The sequence below is a fragment of the Sphingomonas sp. BAUL-RG-20F-R05-02 genome (assembly GCF_022662305.1).
In the GTDB taxonomy this organism is placed as follows: Bacteria; Pseudomonadota; Alphaproteobacteria; order Sphingomonadales; family Sphingomonadaceae; genus Sphingomonas.
The window spans coordinates 1-16913 of the sequence record NZ_JAKNQH010000031.1 but is presented as its reverse complement, the minus strand read 5'-3'; the positions used below and the strand labels follow the sequence as shown (position 1 = coordinate 16913).

The window sequence follows — 16913 nt, the reverse complement described above, 5'->3', positions numbered from 1 at the left end:
AAAGATCAACGTGCAGCGCCGCGCGGTAGATCGTCCGCTCACCGACGCTGACGATGCCTTTCGTGGGCGCACGATCGAGGTGACTGCCACCGGCGAGGAAGCAGTGGTCGGTAAGACCGCTCGCGTTGTCGAAGAGGTCGTAGTGTCCAAGACGGCAGGCGAGCACGTTGAGCAGATCGACGACACGGTTCGCCGTACCGAAGTCGAGATCGACGAGGACAACGGGTCGAACATCGACCCGGTAGCACGTCGCTAATACCCGCCTGATCGCTGACTGGCGTGCGGATGCCCCGCGCGCCAGTCGGCAACAATAGACCTTCTAGCTCCATGGCCATGCGCGGGGATCGATCACGATGTTGCTGGAGTTGAGGACCGCGCAGGACACCGATGGTGCAGGCGCATCCACTACTGCGGCGGGAGATTGTCATTTGCTCGACCTCGTCCGAGAAACCTTTCCCACGCTCGCTATCCAAACCTTGCGGCTCGACCAATCTGGCGGAGACCATTTACTGCTCATCGTCAACGACGAGCTTGCCTTCCGCTTTCCGCGGGCGGGGATGCACGACGTGCGCCTCGAGACCGAAGTGCTGCGGCAGCTTCGCCACAGATCTTTACTGCGATTACCAAACTATGATCATGTTGATCCTGATGGCCGCTTTGGTGGCTATCGCTTCATTGATGGTGTGGCGCTGACGCCCGAGCGGTTCGAAGCACTCGGCGTAGCGGGGCGGGCGAACGTCCTGGCTGAAGCGGCACAGTTTCTAATCGCATTGCATGACCTTCCCCAAGCGGAGGTCGCATGGTCCGGCGATTGGCCAAGAACATGGACGGCAGCGCAGTTCGCAGCCCGTTTTCTTGTAGAGCGCCTGCCGATCATGGTCGCCTACGCACCGCAGCTCGCTGCCCCTCTTGAGGCATTCTATAAGAGCTACCGGCTCGATTGCCCGCCACATCTTGCGATCGTCCACGGCGATCTGGTTTGCGAACATTTGCTGATCGATTCCGCAAGATCATCACTGGCGGGGATCATCGACTTCGGGGACGTGGCGCTTGGCGATCCTGCACAGGATCTCCTTGGGTTCTGGAATTACGGATCTGAGGCCGTTGCTCGCATTGTTAAGCGTTATGATCCTTGCAACAACGATCCCGGCCTATTGCGCCGGTCGTACAATCACTTTGTCCGCTACCGGACCGATCGCTTGTTTGAAACTCTGCCCCCTGAAACAGGGTTGGGGACGTCCGAGCAGATAGCTGCGCTCAAAGCGCTGCTCACCACTTCCACACGGTCGCTGAGGAAGAACAGTCCATCTTAGCAAACCCGCCCAATCCACGATCCGATGTCAATAAGGAAGACTATGTTCGATAATCAGATAGCAATCGTGACTGGCGGCGAGTCCGGCATCGGTGCAGCATGTGCCAAAGCGCTTGGGGACGCGGGTGCCCGCGTCGTCATCACGTACTTCCGCGATGAGGCTGCCGCCAAGGCGGTCTGCGCCTCGATTGGCGGGGAGGATCGGGCAATCGCCGTTCAGACCAACGTGGGCGATGAGGGTGAGGTAGAGGCACTGTTCGTGGCTGCTGAAAAGGCGTTCGGAACGGCGAGCCTGCTGGTCAATTCGGCCGGGCTCAACATGACCGGCGTGAACCTTGTCGACATGGAGCTGGCTTTGTTCGACCGGGTCATCCGCTCCGATCTCTACGGTCCGTTCCTGACCTGCCGCCGGCTGGTGCGCGCGCTCGAGGGCAAGGGCATGAAGGGCCGCATCGTCAACATCTCGTCGATCCACGAGAAGGCACCTCGTCCCGGCGGAGTCGACTATGACTCAGCAAAGGGCGGTCTATCCCAGCTCACTGCCACGTTGGCGCTGGAACTCGCGCCTAAAGGCATTGCGGTCAATGGTGTCGCGCCCGGCATGATCCTGACGCCGATGAACCAGTCGGCGCTCGATAACCCGCAGGAGCTGAAGACCAAGGAGGCAGCCATTCCGTGGGGCCGAGCCGGTCGGCCGGACGAAGTAGCCTCGCTCGTCAATTTCCTGCTTTCGCCGGCGTCTGACTACATCACCGGCACAACCGTCACGATTGATGGTGCTCTCTCACTGACCGTTGCGCAGGGGGCCTGAGCGATGGTCGCATATGTCGTAGAGCAGCTTGACGACGTCACGCTAACAGGCGGGCCGCTTGACCGGAAGCTCGATCTAATGAGCCCATTCGTCTGGAAGGACGAAAACAAATATCGGATCATGGTGCGCGGGGTACCGTGGCCACTGGGACCAACCGATCCGACCGGTTTGATCGGCGGCGGCAGCAGCGACGACGGGCTGACCTTTGTCATGGATGATGCGCTTGCCATCATTCCTGGCCCGGATCCGTTCGATCTAGGCGGCTGTGAAGACCCGACCGTGCTGATGCTCCCGGACGGTCGTATCATGGTCTACTATACCGGCGTGGATGCTAAGCGGCTGCAGGGATCGATGATCCTCGCCGAGGGACCCAGTCTGCATGAGCTGACCAAAACCGAGCTGGTGTTGAAGGCGCCGCCGGGCGAGGGCAACATCAAGGAGGCAACGCTAGCCGAGACGTCGACCGGCGAGTGGCGGCTATTCTATGAATATGCCGCCAACGAGGCGTCTCGCATCGGCATGGCAGGCGGCCCATCGCCGGCGGGGCCGTGGACGGTCCTACCAGACCCGTTCGGCATCCGCGAAGAGAGCTGGGATAATTGGCACCTGTCAACTGGACCGATCTTCCAGGTCGCCGGGCAAGATCCGGTCATGTTCTACAACGGTGCCACCCACGATGCACGCTGGCGGATTGGCTGGATCAGCTTCGACGCCAACTTCACACGCGTGACTGGACGAGGGCTCGAGCCGCTGCTCCTACCGCCGCCGCCAACCCATCGCGACTCCACTGACATTGCGTTTGCGGCATCGACCGTCTCGGAAGGCGAACACATCGCGCTCTATTATTCGCTCGAGGATCGCATGCTTCGACGTGCGCTGATCCACCGCTACACCGCCTGAGCGGCGCCTTGCTCGACTTGCGCAAAAAGTTACTGCCGGTTGAGCCGGTGGCAGGAGATACCATGCCACAGATGAAGATGATCGAGCAGGGCGTCGCGAGCGGCCTCCTCGGCAAAGTCCCTGCCGATCTGAACAGGCAGGACATACCAGATGCCTTCTGACAACGATCGCGGCCGCACGGCTTCCAGCCCTCTGGCAATGCCGCTGACTGGTTGGAAGGAGGTGTTCGTTCGCACCTGGAGCGAGGCAGGGGATGACAATGTCGGCCTCGTTGCCGCCGGTGTCGCCTTTTATGGGTTCCTGGCACTCGTTCCGCTGCTTGGCGCGATCGTGCTAAGCTACGGGCTGGTAGCTGACCCGCAGACAGTCGTTCACAATATGCAGGGCCTGACGTCGGTCATGCCCGGTGATGCGGCCAAGCTGGTTGGCGAGCAGCTGATGAACGTCGTGAAGACATCGGGCAGCAAGAAGGGGCTCGGACTCCTCCTCGCGCTCGCGTTGGCAGTGTTCGGCGCACGCAGCGCTGCCGGTTCGATCGTGACTGCGCTCAATATTGCTTATGAGGAGAAAGAGAAGCGCAGCTTCATTGTCGTCAACCTCCTAGCTCTCGGCATCACCGCTGCTGGCGTAGTAGTCGCCGTTCTGGCAGTCGTTGCCATAGCTGCTCTAGGGCATCTGGAATCGTTGCTTCCGACCGCGCCGGGGTTCTTAGTCATTCTTGGCAAGCTGCTGTCCTACGTTGCACTGGCGCTCGCAGGCGCGGCCGGGGCAGCAACGCTCTACCGTTACGGTCCATCGCGAACCAAGCCTCGCTGGGTGTGGCTTACGCCTGGGTCGATCCTGGCAGCACTGCTCTGGCTCGCGCTCACACTCGGTTTCGGCATCTACGTCGCTAACTTCGGCAACTACAATGCGACCTATGGTTCGCTGGGCGCGGTCGTGGTGCTGCTGACTTGGCTCTACCTATCGAGCTACATTCTGCTGTTTGGGGCTGAGCTTAATTCCGAGCTTGAACACCAGACCGCCGAGGACACGACTGGCGGAGCCAGTAAACCAATGGGTGATCGCGGCGCCTGGGCCGCCGATCATGTCGCGCCGACCAAAGCGCAGAAGGATGAATCTGTCGACGCTGCGGTGCAGTCGATAGATGCTGAACGAGATCAGCTAACGTCTCAGCCGTCGTTCGTGACAGAGTACATCACTGCGCGGACCGGATCGCGCCTTGGGGTGGCGGTGGGGGCGAGGCGAGCTGGAATGCTCTCTTCGAGTATAGCCGTGCTAGGGCTCGGCTTCATGCGTCGCCGCGGTAAAGTGACGCAGGGGCTGACCCTTCTCGCCGTTGCCGCTGGCTTGAATTGGCTTGCGCGCGAAGATGAGAACGCCCCCAGCTGATTTGGAGATGTCGGCAAGGCCAACGGTTCGCCATGCCTCACCAACATGGGTAATTCTCAAAACCTGTTCCCGATTGAATTTTCCGAAACTGACGCATGGTGACGGAGTTATCGAAAGCTTTGGTGTCGCTGATATCCTAAGTTTCGGCCATCGCGAACATCGCTGCTTTGGCAACAACTTAGCTGTGGCTCGGTGTCGAAGCGTAACCCCACCCTAAGCAAGCTTTAATCATCCTGCGGCTATAACATACCATGGCCACCGCTTCAGCAAGCATATTTTCGCAAGCCAAAGAGGCTAAGCTCGCCGCGAGCTTCTTTCTGCTCGCTTCTGCGGCGATCCTGCTAACAAGGTTCAACGGCGGCATTGCTCTGCTCTGGGTCGCGAATGCCCCGCTCATCATGTTTCTGTGCAGGCAGCGTACCTTTGCACAATGGTTGTCCGCACTAGCATGGACAACACCTGCCTCGATCGCGGCCAGTACGCTTTTCGGCCCAGTTGCTTGGGCGGCGCCTGTTTTCGGCATGGCGAGTATCATTGAGTCGGTGATCGCGGCCTTTTTGTTGCGGCGCTGGCTGGGCGATCGCGACCCTTTCGGGTCAACTCGGGCAGTTGTCATATTCATTGCGGTAGCTGGTCTCGTGGGACCAGCTACCGGTGCGCTGATCGGCGCCACGACAGCGTTGGTCGCCTTGCACAAGCCATGGCTAGGAACCTTTACTGATTGGGTGGTGGGTCGTGGTCTCGGAACGCTAACCGCCAGTCCTATCGTGGTATTGCTGATTACCGCCGAACGCCGGGTGGGGGCACAGCGTTTGCTACCACAGCTTTGTGGCGAAGGCGGAGCGCTTCTTGCTGCTGTCGCAATTACCACGGTGGGTGTGTTCTGGCAGGAGCGATTGCCGCTGCTCTTCTTGCCAGCGCTCCCCATCCTCCTCACGACCTTCAAGCTGGGCAGGCCTGGCGCCGCTCTGTCGATCCTGCTGGTGGCAGTGATCGGGGGCATCGCTACAGCCAGTGGTCATGGTCCGGTGATGATGACCAGTCTGTCGCGCGTGGGACAGCTTCAATTCTTTCAGGCCTATCTCGCCGCCACGTTCCTGATGTCTCTGCCGATCGCCGGCGCGCTCGCTCAACGCGAGCAGCTGATGCTGATGGTGCACGAAAATAATAGACTATTCAGAATGGCCGGGAGTCTGGCATTGATCGGCCATTGGCGGATCGATCTCACTGCTGGCGACGTGTTTTGGTCGGACGAAGTGTTCCAGATCCATGGAGTGGAAGCTGGCACGCCGCCGTCCCTGACTGACGCGATAGGCTACTATCACCCCGATGACCGGGAGAGGGTGGCAGCCATCGTTGATGGCGCTATCACGAACAGAAGCGATTTTACATATGGCGCGCGCCTGATCCGGGCCGATGGTTCGATCCGCGACGTCGTTGCGCAAGGTCAGATCGAGCTAGACGACGCCGGCACCGCGCTCGCCATGTTCGGCGTTTTTCAGGACGTGACCGAACGCGAGCAGGCTGCGAAAACACTTCGCGACAGCGAGGCCCGCTTTCGACTCATTACCGAGCAGGCCAGCGACATGATCGCGCTGATCGCGCTCGACGGCACCTGCCTGTTTATGTCGCCTGCCTCGCAAATCATTCTGGGACTGTCACCCGAGGCGATGGTTGGCACCCGACCGATCGACCGGGCCCACGAGGATGATCACGCAGGCATCGAACGCTACCGTGCGGGCCTACGCACCGGAGAAAGTGCCGGTTCGTCGCTGCGCTTCCGTATGAGCCGCGCCGATGGCAACTATGTTTGGCTGGAAGCGAGTTCGCGGCTGGCCGAACTGGGTCACACCCAATGCATTGTCACAGTGTGGCGGGATGTCTCGCGTCAGGTGATTATCGAAGCCGAACTCACGTCGGCGAAGGCGCAAGCGGAGGCGGCGTCTGTCGCGAAGGCTGGCTTCCTGGCTAATATGAGCCATGAGATCCGTACGCCCATGAACGGCGTGATCGGCTTTGCCGAACTGCTGCTGACCAGTGAACTGACCGCTCAACAACGCCGGGATGCGGGGCTGATCGCCGAATCCGGCCGCGTTATGATGAAGCTGCTGAATGACATCCTCGATCTGTCCAAGATTGAAGCCGGGCAGCTCGACGTGATCGCGGAGCCCTTCGATCTACCGCATGCTCTGCGTGCCTGTGGCAAGCTGCTGCAGCCAAGTGCCGCGCAGAAGCGGCTTGGTCTTACGGTCACGGTTGAAAACACTGTGCCGCGCGTCTTGATAGGAGATGCCTTGCGCATGCGGCAGATTGTCCTCAACCTGCTCGGAAACGCCATAAAGTTCACCGAGCATGGTGAGATAGCGCTTGCCGCCCGTGTGGCCGACATTGATGGCGATCGACGGCTGGTGATTACGGTCATCGATACCGGTATCGGCATTGCGCCAGAGCGTCAGCTGTCTATTTTCGAGGAATTCGTCCAGGCTGACCATTCGATCACACGTCGATATGGTGGTTCGGGGCTGGGTCTTGCCATCAGCAATCGGCTGGCACGACTGATGGGCGGTCGCATCGATCTCGAGAGCCAGCCGGGACAGGGAACGACGGTTACCCTTCAACTCCCCGCCGTGGCGGGGGAGGCGGTTGTAGAAACCTTAAAGCGGCCAGTTGCGGGAACGACGCGCTTGGCGCAACGACCCGCCCGTGTGCTTCTGGCCGAGGATCATGAAGTCAATCAGCTGCTGGTGCAAGCGATGCTGGCCCAGGGAGGGCATGACGTAATCGTCGTTGCTGATGGGCAGCAAGCAGTGGAAGAGGTGTGCCGGAGCGTTGCAAACGACACACCCTTTGATCTGGTTTTTATGGACATGCAGATGCCGGTAATGGACGGGCTGGCTGCGACGCAAACCATTCGCGAGGCCGAGCTGTCCGGTAACCGTAGGTTGCCGATCGTGGCGCTTACCGCCAATGCGTTCGCTTCCGACCTGGAGGCCTGTCGCGCGGCAGGGATGGACGATCATGTCGCTAAACCAATGTCTATGGAGTCGTTGCTGCTTGCCGTCGAGCGCTGGTCGCAAAAAACCGATGTTCAGGTGATCGGTGACGTCGTCTCGGTCGTCGGGACCGCCGCCAGATCCTCTCCAGCCAAATCTAAAGCCAGCTTTCAGCCGAGTGTCGCAGCTCAAGCTAAATACGCAGCGCACCGTGCTAGCACGCTGGAGCATATCGATAAGCTGATTCAGCGCGGCACCTTTGCCGATGAGGAGCTACAGACAGCGGCCAATCTGCTCCACAAACTGGCCGGCACCGCAGGCATGTTCGGTGAGATAGCTCTGGGCGACCGGGCCAGCGAATTTGAGGAAGGGCTACTTGCCTGGCCCATCATCGAACGTGCAACCCGCGTGCCTGCGGCTGCCGAACGGCTCCGGGAGGCTGGGCTTATTCGTGATCTGGACAGTTCTCGTCGTTAGCTGATGGTGACGACACAGCCGGATCTCCGGATCGCGAATGTGCTCCCTGTTGCGACGGCCGCTATCAGTGAGAGAAAGAGCGCACCAATCGCAAGGCCATTTTAACGAAGACCCCATATCTAAGTAGGGCGACAATCGATGCGAGTTGCGCCCATGTAGCTTGGAAACGTCCTCATGTCTCGAATCCTGATCGTCGATGATGATGAAGTCATGGCTGAAATCGTTGTAGAGTTGCTTTCACAGAACGGGCACATGGTCAGCTCTATTCACAAGGGAAGCGAAGCGGTGAGTGCGGCCATCACCAGCGCTCCTGACCTACTCATTCTGGACTATGAACTCCCCGATCGTTCGGGGCTGGACATCCTTCGAACGTTGCGCGAGATGCCTGCCTTTGTCGATTTGCCGATCATGATGTTGACTGGAAAGCGCGGCCGGCTCCTTTCCGTCCGTGCGGAACACGACGGCATTGATGAATATCTTACCAAGCCGTTCGATCCTGAAGATCTTGTCACGCGCGTCGAAACCATGTTAAACAATGTCACCGTCCTACGCAGTGCTTCCCGCGTAGCCACACCCTCTTTGCGATACTAAGCAGAGAGCTGATTAGATCGCGACGCTTGCGATCGGTAAAGCGCTCGCGAGCGCTAGTTATTCACCTTTGCTGCCACAGATCAGGCCGTCGACTTCCGTGAGGAGTTTTGCACGCCGCAAGCGTCGGGCGGTAGCTATGGGTTTTAGGTTTTAGGTGGTGGGCGCTGGGCGGACAGAATGAAGCGCGGGCCGTCTGCTTTGGAGGCTCTGCATCTGCGAGCATAATCTGAACTGACGGGGTTGCGTGTCTCTCCCCCTAGACATAGCGGCCGCGGATTGGGTGGTCGGTGACGAAACGGTCGAAGTCATGCGCCACCACTTCGAGCAACGAACGAATGCCCCGAAGATGTGCGTTAATGGCTATATCTACGCTTCCGATCGCAAGCAGCCTTGAGATAGCCAAGGTATGTATTGGACTTCAGCACGCCGCGACGGTACCTGGCTTATCGCCTTGGGGCAAGCTTATCACTCCGGTGTTTCTCTAGCAATTCCTGAACACGGAAGACGAGTTCGTCGGGGTCAAACGGCTTTTTCATATAGTCGTTCGCACCTTCATAATAGGCGATGTCTACATCGCTCGCGCCGCGGCGGCCGGTTAGCATCAGTACCGGAATATCGCACAGTGCTGGTGAGTTCCTCATCTCGCGGAGAACGAGCAGGCCATTCAGATCGGGCATGTTGCAGTCTAAAATGACAAGGTCAGGCATGCGTTTTTTTACAACGTTGAGCGCGTCCTTGCCGTTTGTAAGCAGCCCAACACCGTGACCATCGGCGATCAAAGCGTCCCGAACTACCTCGCCGACGATCTCGTCATCTTCCGCTATGATAATCCGCGCCAAAGGCCGGTCTTTCTTTTCAGTTTGATGTTGTGGTGAGGTTACTACGTTACGTCCAACGAACGGAATTGCCCGCGGAAATTGTTTTCACGCGCCATGATCCTATGCGAGCGCATCTCCACTTCCGCCTGCCCGGTCTGCTCGACGATCGAGACATCTGATAGCCAGCAAGCCTTAATTATCCGCATACGCAGTTGAACACCAATCGCCGCATGTCATTTATCGCTGAACTCCTAATTTTTGCGACAGTAGCATGACCAATCGCGTTGTAACGCGTCGATGCTAATTGCGCGGCTTGCCAGCGCTAAATGCTTTTCGGTGATGCCCGCGAAACACGTGCTTATCGCGCAGCCGTGTTTGGAGCAGGGTTTCCTGCGCGACTGACTGCTGAACGTGGTGGGATAGTTGCGCCGGCGTTTCAGGCCGGCCATTTACAAAAGCGTACGATAATTCAAACGACGGGGTGGGGGCACGAGCCTGCCAAGAACGAAATTGGTAATGGGCTCAGCGATATGACCGACCAATCTCTCGGACGAGACACATTGGGCAGTCGCTGACGCAGGCCTTGCCGAGATGATCAACGAGCTCGGCAAGGCGCGTCGCAGCGTGCGGGGAAGTCGTAAGGTTCACGCTGCTTTGAGCGAGTTCGAGGTGATCGGCGACACTGCGCATGATGCGTTCTCGGCCGGCGGTTTCCGTATTGCCCGTCGCTTTTCAAGCCGGATCGGTAAGTGCTTTCGATGATGGGTCTTCAAGCCGTGCTGTATCTGCAACACGTCATTCTTGTTTGTGACAGCAAATTGAAGCGTGCACGAAATGGGCGTATCGGCAGCCGCCTCGGAGCCCGACGATCAGATCGGCCTGCAGGAGGAACCTCATGTCAAAGCTTTCCCTTATCATCCGCGCGACGCTGCTCGCCGGGGGTGCGACGCTCGTGTGCGATCCCGCCTTCGCACAGCAGATGAGCAGCGATCCCACCGTTGCCACCCCTGCCAACACCGCGCCCGCGAACCAGACCGCCGAAGCTGCGCAGAACGCGGCCGAGCCGCGTACCCCGCCAGGCGCGCAGCCGCCTGCCGATGACGGCGCGCAGATGGCTGACATCATCGTCACCGGCAACACTTCGGGCAAGCGCACCTTGTTCGACAGTTCATCGAACGTGACGCTCGCCAGCGCCGCCGACATCGCGCGCAAGGCGCCGCGTTCAGTTGCGGAAACGCTCGAATTGGTCCCCGGCATCTTTGTCGAGGGCACTGCCGGTCCGATCTCGAACAACTACTCCGTGCGCGGCCTGCGTGGCGGATCGCAAGCGTTCATCACGCTTGAGGAAGACGGCATGCCGATCCTCTACGGCGGTGGCGGCGCGGATTTTTATTTCCAGCAGGATATCACCACTGCCCGCCTCGAAGCGGTTGAAGGCGGTACGTCGGGCGTGCTCGCGCCGAACGGCGCTGGCGCGACGATCAACTTCATCTCGCTCAAGCCTAGCTACGACAAGACGGTCGCCTCGGCGCGTTTCACCGGCGCAAGCTACGGCGATCTGCGCACCGATGCCTATTTCTCCACCCCGATCGCGCATGATCTCGCGTTCAGCGTCGGCGGTTACGTGCAATCGCAGAAGGGCGTGCGTGAGACGCCGTTCAGCTTCGAGGGATATAACGTCAAGGCGATGCTGGAGAAGCGCTTCGACGATGGCGGCACCATCCGTCTCACCTACAAGCGCATCGACCAGCACAATCCCTATTATGCCGACATGCCGTTCAACGTGAGCAGCGGCGGCAATATCAGCAGCATCCAGGGTCTCGACCTAAAGACCGCCGATCTCGGCGGACGCTACTTCACCAATTTCGCCGTGCCTGACAGCCCTGCTACCGGCAACAGCCTGCGCTCGTTCCGTGCCACCACCGGCATCCGCGTGAAGGCGGACACGTACCGGATCGACATCGACAAGCCGATCTCGGAGCATGTCAGCGTGTTCGCGCATGTGCGCTATCTCGACGGCTTCTATGATTTCAACGGGATCTTCCCCGGCTCGGGCGCGGGCACGGCGGGGCTGACCGCGGCGCAGAACTATCTTAACCCGACGGTATCGCCGTTGAACGGGGTGTCAGTGGGCGGCGTGCCGTATTTCACAGCGGCGGCCGCGGCTTTCCCCGGCACCGCGCAATACGGGCTGCGTGATATCCAGACCGGCGCGGTCATCCCGGCAAGTAATACCGCCGCGCTCGCCGCACTCAATGGCAACGGCCTGCTCCAGCAGACCGTGCTCAACCATCAGACGCTGTCGACCAAGGATTTCGGCAGCAACTTCGGCGTGAAGTGGGATGCAACCAGCGGTGCGATCGATAACTCGCTGACGGTTGGAGGCATGTTCTACAACGTGCGCCGCCGGAACGACCAGTCGGCGGTCGCTACCGTCATCAACGACGTGACCAATAATTCACACGTCTACGATCTCGTCGCGCTCGGCGCGGGCGGCGATGTGCTCGGTTCGCTCACTAACAACGGCATGGTCAATTACGGCAACTGGGGGCAGGGGATCTTCCAGGATCAAGTCAACTCGATCAACGGCTATTTCAACGACGAGCTGAAGATTGGCGATAAGCTCCACATCGATTTCGGCGCGCGTTTCGAGCATCAGCATGTCGGCGTCGCGATCGGCAACACCGCGCTAGTAAATGCAGCGGTGCCGGTCGGCACACCCGGGATCGTGCGCGATGTCGGCAGCACATTTGATGGCACCTACACGCGCACCTCCGCGTCGTTCGACAAGGCGTCTTACACCGGCGGCATCAACTACGAGCTGACCGATCATGTCTCGCTCTACGCCCGCGGCGCCTATGGCTTCCAGACCAATGGCGGCGATACCGGCGGCACGCACAAGCCGACCGGCTTGACCCTGTACGAAGGCGGGGCGCGGTTTAAGTGGCCGGGCTTCAATGCCTCGGTCATCGGCTTCCGGACCGAGATCAACGATCTGTCGTACCAAATCATCAACGCCTACAATCCCGCGCTCCAGACCAACGCGCTGGCGGACAGCCGCACCAACGGCGTTCAGGTCGATGCCGACATCCACCCGATCAGCTTCTTCAGCCTCGGCGTGAGTGGTGTGTATCAGGATCCGAAGCTTACCAACCTGACGTTCAGTTCGCCGATCGCAGGCAATTACGATGGCAACACGCCGGAACGCACGCCCAAGAAGCTGCTCACCGTCACGCCGTCGTTCGTGCTGCCGGGTGGTCTGGGTGAGATCTACGGTCGCTGGAAGTATGTCGGCAAGATCTTCGCCGATGCCGGCAACGGCGTGTCGCTGCCGGATTACAGCGTGTTCTCGGTCGGTGCGAGCGTGAACATGACCGAACGCTTCAACATCAACGTCAGCGTCGACAACCTGACCGATACCAAGGGCTTTACCGAGGGAAATCCGCGGCAGGGGCAGACGCAGACAATCGTCAACGGCTATTTCTACGGCCGTGCGATCTATGGCCGTAACGCGATCGTTAGTGCGACGATCAAGTTGTAAGCGGGCAGACTGCAAGCAGGCCCGTCAACAGGTGGTGGCCGGGTGCGCGCATCCGGCCACGCCGTATTCAGGAGCAGGCGATCATGCCCCGCACCGCACTTCGTTCCGCCGCGCTGCTCGCGCCGTTGCTTGGCTTGGCGGCACCGTCCCATGCCGATGTCGCGCAGCGTGAGGGGCTGAACCTCAACAGCTTCACGCAAGCCGGCCCAGTCGCCGCGCACGTCCTGCTGCGCTCCGGGCAGAATCCGCGCGTGCTGGTCGCGTTTCCGGCCGGTAATAGCGGGGTCGGCCTGTGGTTCGATCGCCTCGCCACGCCAGCGGACTGGCGCATGACCACGCCCGCGCGCGCGCTCACCACCACAGACGCTCGCGGTCGTCCGCTGCACGGCGTCAGCTTCACCGCATCGATCCGGACGCCGCACCTCGCGATCAAGCGCGCGTTGCTCACCAGCGTACGCGTGCTGCGGGATTATCAGGCGCTCGGCACCGCGCCGGCCGAACTGGATACGCCGGTGCAGGCGCACAGGGTCGATCTGGTCTGGGCGCGTGACCGGCTCGACGGTGCGCCCGGCTACCGGCTCACCGTGCACCTCGATCGCGGTACGCTTAGCGGCACGACGCTGAACGCGGCGCCAGACGGCAATATCACGGTGACCGTCACCGCGTTTACCGGCGAGACCCCGCTCACCCCGTTCGCACCCGGCACACTGCTCGATGCGTCGGCCGCAGCCGATCCGCAGGCGCGTGCCGCGCTGCAATTCCTTAGCTACCATGAGAAGTTTCTGGCCGGATCGTGGCGTTTTCTGACCTATTTCGGGCGCGACACCTTGATGTCAGTGCGGCTGCTGATGCCAGCTTTGCAGCCGGAAGCGGTCGAGACTGGACTTCGCTCGGTGCTCGAACGGCTGTCGGGGGAGGGCAAGGTCGCGCACGAGGAGGATATCGGTGAGTTCGCCGTCCTTGACCATCGCCGCGCCGGCGATGCCACGTCCTCCGCGCCCACGTACGATTACAAGATGGTCGACAGCCCGTTCCTCCTCGCCCCTGTCGCGGCGGCGTGGCTGGTCGACGATGCGCGTGGTCGGGCGCGTGCGCAGGCGTTCCTCGCGCAGCGCGTCGGCGAGCAGCGGCTGGGCGATGCGCTGGTCAGCAACGCCCGCTTCGTCATCGCGCGCGCGCGGCCATTCGCGCGCGACCCGCGCTGGCTGAACCTCGTCTCGCTCGCCAAGGGCATGGATGCCGGCGAATGGCGCGACAGCAACGACGGGCTTGGTGGTGGCCGCTACCCTTACGACATCAACGCCGTGCTGGTCCCGGCCGCGCTGCAATCAATCGACGCGATGGCGCGTGCGGGGTTGCTCGCTCCATACCTCAAGCCGGCAGACACGGCATCGTTCGCGGATCTGACCACGATGGCCACGACCTGGAGCGCGCATGCACCAGTCCTGTTCGCGCAAACCGTGCCGGCCGATGCCGCCCGCGACGCAATTCGGCGGTACGCGACCCAGGTCGGCGTATCAGCGGCACCCGCGCTGGCAGCGGCGGGGAATGCCCCCACACGCTACACCGCCATCGCGCTCGACGCGGCCGGCAAGCCCGTACCCATCGAGAATTCCGACGATGGTTTCGCGATGCTGTTCGGCCATCCTGCGGCCGCCGCGCTCGACATTGCCGGCGATACGATCGCGCGGCCGTTCCCGGCCGGACTGATGACCGGCGTTGGCATGCTCGTCGCCAATCCGGTGTTCGCAAGCCCCGCGCTTCAGACCCGGTTCGGGCCGAACGCCTATCACGGCACGGTGATCTGGTCGTGGCAACAGGCGCTCGTCGCTGCCGGCCTTGCCCGCCAGCTTGCCCGCAGCGATCTGCCTGCCGCCACCTGCGCCAGCCTACGCGCCACGCAGGCGAGCTTGTGGCGGGCGATCGATGCCAGCCGCAGCGTGCAGAGTTCGGAGCTATGGTCGTGGCGCTATCAGGACGGTCGCTACCGCATCGCCGCTTTCGGCGAAAGCGGCGCGGACGCGGATGAATCCAACGCCGCGCAATTGTGGAGTACGGTGTATCTTGCGGTGAAACGGCCCGCCGCCACCGGCTGCGGAAACCGCTGAGCATGGCCGAGCCGATCCGCAACGTCGTCATTCTCGGCGGCGGCACGGCTGGGTGGATGACGGCGGCGGCGCTATCCAAGGCGCTGGAGCGGAGCGGCACCGCCATCACGCTCGTCGAATCGGAAGAGATCGGCACGGTTGGCGTTGGTGAGGCGACGATCCCGACGATCCACTGGTTCAACAGTTTGGTCGGCCTCGACGAAGCGCGCTTCATGGCGGATACCGGCGCGACGTGGAAACTCGGCATCGAGTTTCGCGGCTGGCAGGGCGGCGACAGCGCCTATTTCCACCCGTTCGGCACCTATGGCAGCCCGGGCGATGGCGCGATGTTCCCACACCGCCTCGCGCGCGCGTGGCTCGGCGGTGAGGATGCGCCGATCGAGGCGTTCTCGCTAACGACGCAAATGGCGCGTGCGCGGCGCTTCGCCAAACCGGTCGGCGATCCACGCTCGCTGTTGTCGACGCTCGGTTACGCATTTCACTTCGATGCCGCGCGGTATGCCGCCCACCTGCGGATGCTGGCGCAAGCACGCGGCGTGACCCGCCACGAAGGCAAGGTCGCGCACGTCGATCAGGATGCGGAGAGCGGCCATGTCCGTGCGCTTGTGCTGGACAACGGCGAGCGCATTGCTGGAGATCTGTTCGTCGACTGCTCGGGGTTTCGCGGGCTGCTGATCGAACAGGTGATGCACGCCGGGTATGAGGATTGGTCGCACTGGTTGCCGTGCGACGCCGCTTGGGCCGCCCCTTCTGCGGCGGAGGCGCAGGTCACGCCCTATACGCAGGCAACCGCGCAAGAGGCCGGCTGGCGCTGGCGCATCCCGCTGCAACACCGCGTCGGCAATGGATATGTCTTTTCCACCCGCTTTCAGGAACCCGACGCCGCGCGTGCGCTGCTGGTGGACGCAATGGAATCACCGCCGATCGCCGACCCGCGCCTGATCCGCTTCACGCCCGGCCGTCGCAAGCGCGCCTGGGTCGGCAACGTTGTCGCGGTCGGGCTTGCGAGCGGTTTCCTCGAACCGCTCGAATCAACCAGCATCCACTTGATCCAGAGCGGCATCGGTAAGCTGCTTTCGCTGTTCCCGCGCGCCGACATGAACCCGTTGCTAGCGGAGCAATATAACCGCCTGTCCGCGCGCGAGATCGAGGAGGTCCGCGATTTCGTTATCCTGCATTACCACCGCACCCAGGGGCGCGCCGAGCCGCTGTGGCGGCATTGCCAGACCATGCCGATCCCGGAGACACTTGCTTACAAGATCGAACAGTTCCGCACCTCGGGCCGGATCATGCTCGGCATCGACGAATTGTTTCGGGATGCCAGCTGGTTCGCGGTACTGACGGGGCAGGGGACCCGTGCGCGGGACTATAATCCACTACTCGATGTTATGTCGGAAGCAGATAATCGTGAGCAACTGCGAGCCGTGCGGAATGCTATCCGAGGAACAGTGGCGAAACTTCCGAATGCCTGACGACTGAAGCCGGCAACAGTCGACATTCCGCCCTCACCACGTCGAGCGAAGTTGACCAGCAGCGTGCTGGCCGATCATCAAACCTTAACGTGCGGTCCGCTTTGCGAAGAAACGCTAACCGTTTGAACCGCAAGGTATGGGTGAACACCTGCCCTGCCGCTTTCAAGCTTTGGCTGCTTGTCGCAACCTGTCGCAAAACACATGTTTGTCGACACCCCTGACCTGCACTTTTGCCGAACCATGCCTGCCTACGTCCAAAATCATCGACAAACCCTGTCGCTTTGATAAAATGTGTGGAAACATGCTTTCTAGGGTTTGTCGTACATGCTGGTCGGATACATGCGGGTGTCGTCGGCCGACGATCGTCAGACGGTTGATCTCCAGCGCGACGCGCTGGTCGCGGCGGGCGTCGATCATCGGCATCTCCATACCGACAAAGCATCAGGGGCGCGCGACGATCGGCCGGGGCTTAAGGCGTGCCTCGATTATCTAAACGCG

Annotated in this window: 13 protein-coding genes; 12 read left to right on the top strand and 1 reads right to left on the bottom strand. The window is 61.1% G+C overall.

The window, feature by feature from the left end; genetic code table 11:
* The 7 genes from L8F97_RS21530 to L8F97_RS21500 all read left to right on the top strand — a co-directional run.
* Positions 1–256, top strand: a 256-nt coding sequence (locus L8F97_RS21530) for a DUF2382 domain-containing protein (RefSeq protein WP_242154689.1), incomplete at its 5' end; no start/stop codon positions are given.
* A gap of 97 nt (positions 257–353) precedes the next feature.
* Positions 354–1313, top strand: a complete 960-nt coding sequence (locus tag L8F97_RS21525; RefSeq protein WP_242154688.1) for a phosphotransferase family protein — start codon at positions 354–356, stop codon at positions 1311–1313.
* A 42-nt stretch (positions 1314–1355) separates the two neighbouring features.
* On the top strand, positions 1356–2123 hold the full coding sequence (locus tag L8F97_RS21520; RefSeq protein ID WP_242154685.1) for an SDR family NAD(P)-dependent oxidoreductase: 768 nt from the start codon (positions 1356–1358) through the stop codon (positions 2121–2123).
* Between the two features lie 3 nt (positions 2124–2126).
* On the top strand, positions 2127–3023 hold the full coding sequence (locus tag L8F97_RS21515) for a glycosidase (protein ID WP_242154683.1): 897 nt from the start codon (positions 2127–2129) through the stop codon (positions 3021–3023).
* A 150-nt stretch (positions 3024–3173) separates the two neighbouring features.
* Complete coding sequence (locus tag L8F97_RS21510) at positions 3174–4415, top strand: YihY/virulence factor BrkB family protein (RefSeq protein WP_242154681.1); 1242 nt, start codon at positions 3174–3176, stop codon at positions 4413–4415.
* 251 nt (positions 4416–4666) lie between these two features.
* Positions 4667–7885 (top strand): ATP-binding protein, encoded by a 3219-nt coding sequence (locus tag L8F97_RS21505; RefSeq protein ID WP_242154679.1) that lies wholly within the window; start codon positions 4667–4669, stop codon positions 7883–7885.
* A 174-nt stretch (positions 7886–8059) separates the two neighbouring features.
* Complete coding sequence (locus tag L8F97_RS21500; RefSeq protein WP_242154677.1) at positions 8060–8476, top strand: PleD family two-component system response regulator; 417 nt, start codon at positions 8060–8062, stop codon at positions 8474–8476.
* Positions 8477–8919: 443 nt separating this feature from the next.
* On the opposite strand, the gene L8F97_RS21495 is transcribed toward L8F97_RS21500, so the two are convergent.
* Positions 8920–9315, bottom strand: a complete 396-nt coding sequence (locus L8F97_RS21495; protein ID WP_242154675.1) for a response regulator transcription factor — start codon at positions 9313–9315, stop codon at positions 8920–8922.
* Between the two features lie 570 nt (positions 9316–9885).
* Between L8F97_RS21495 and L8F97_RS21490 the strand changes: the two genes are divergently transcribed.
* The 5 genes from L8F97_RS21490 to L8F97_RS21470 all read left to right on the top strand — a co-directional run.
* Positions 9886–10056: a hypothetical protein gene (locus L8F97_RS21490; RefSeq protein ID WP_242154674.1), complete on the top strand. Its 171-nt coding sequence runs from the start codon at positions 9886–9888 to the stop codon at positions 10054–10056.
* A gap of 133 nt (positions 10057–10189) precedes the next feature.
* Complete coding sequence (locus L8F97_RS21485) at positions 10190–12835, top strand: TonB-dependent receptor (protein ID WP_242154672.1); 2646 nt, start codon at positions 10190–10192, stop codon at positions 12833–12835.
* An 83-nt stretch (positions 12836–12918) separates the two neighbouring features.
* Complete coding sequence (locus L8F97_RS21480; RefSeq protein ID WP_242154670.1) at positions 12919–14943, top strand: hypothetical protein; 2025 nt, start codon at positions 12919–12921, stop codon at positions 14941–14943.
* 2 nt (positions 14944–14945) lie between these two features.
* Entirely contained in the window at positions 14946–16415 is a 1470-nt protein-coding gene (locus tag L8F97_RS21475; RefSeq protein ID WP_242154668.1) for a tryptophan halogenase family protein, read from the top strand.
* Between the two features lie 324 nt (positions 16416–16739).
* A partial coding sequence (locus L8F97_RS21470) for a recombinase family protein (protein WP_242154691.1) occupies positions 16740–16913 on the top strand: 174 nt, incomplete at its 3' end.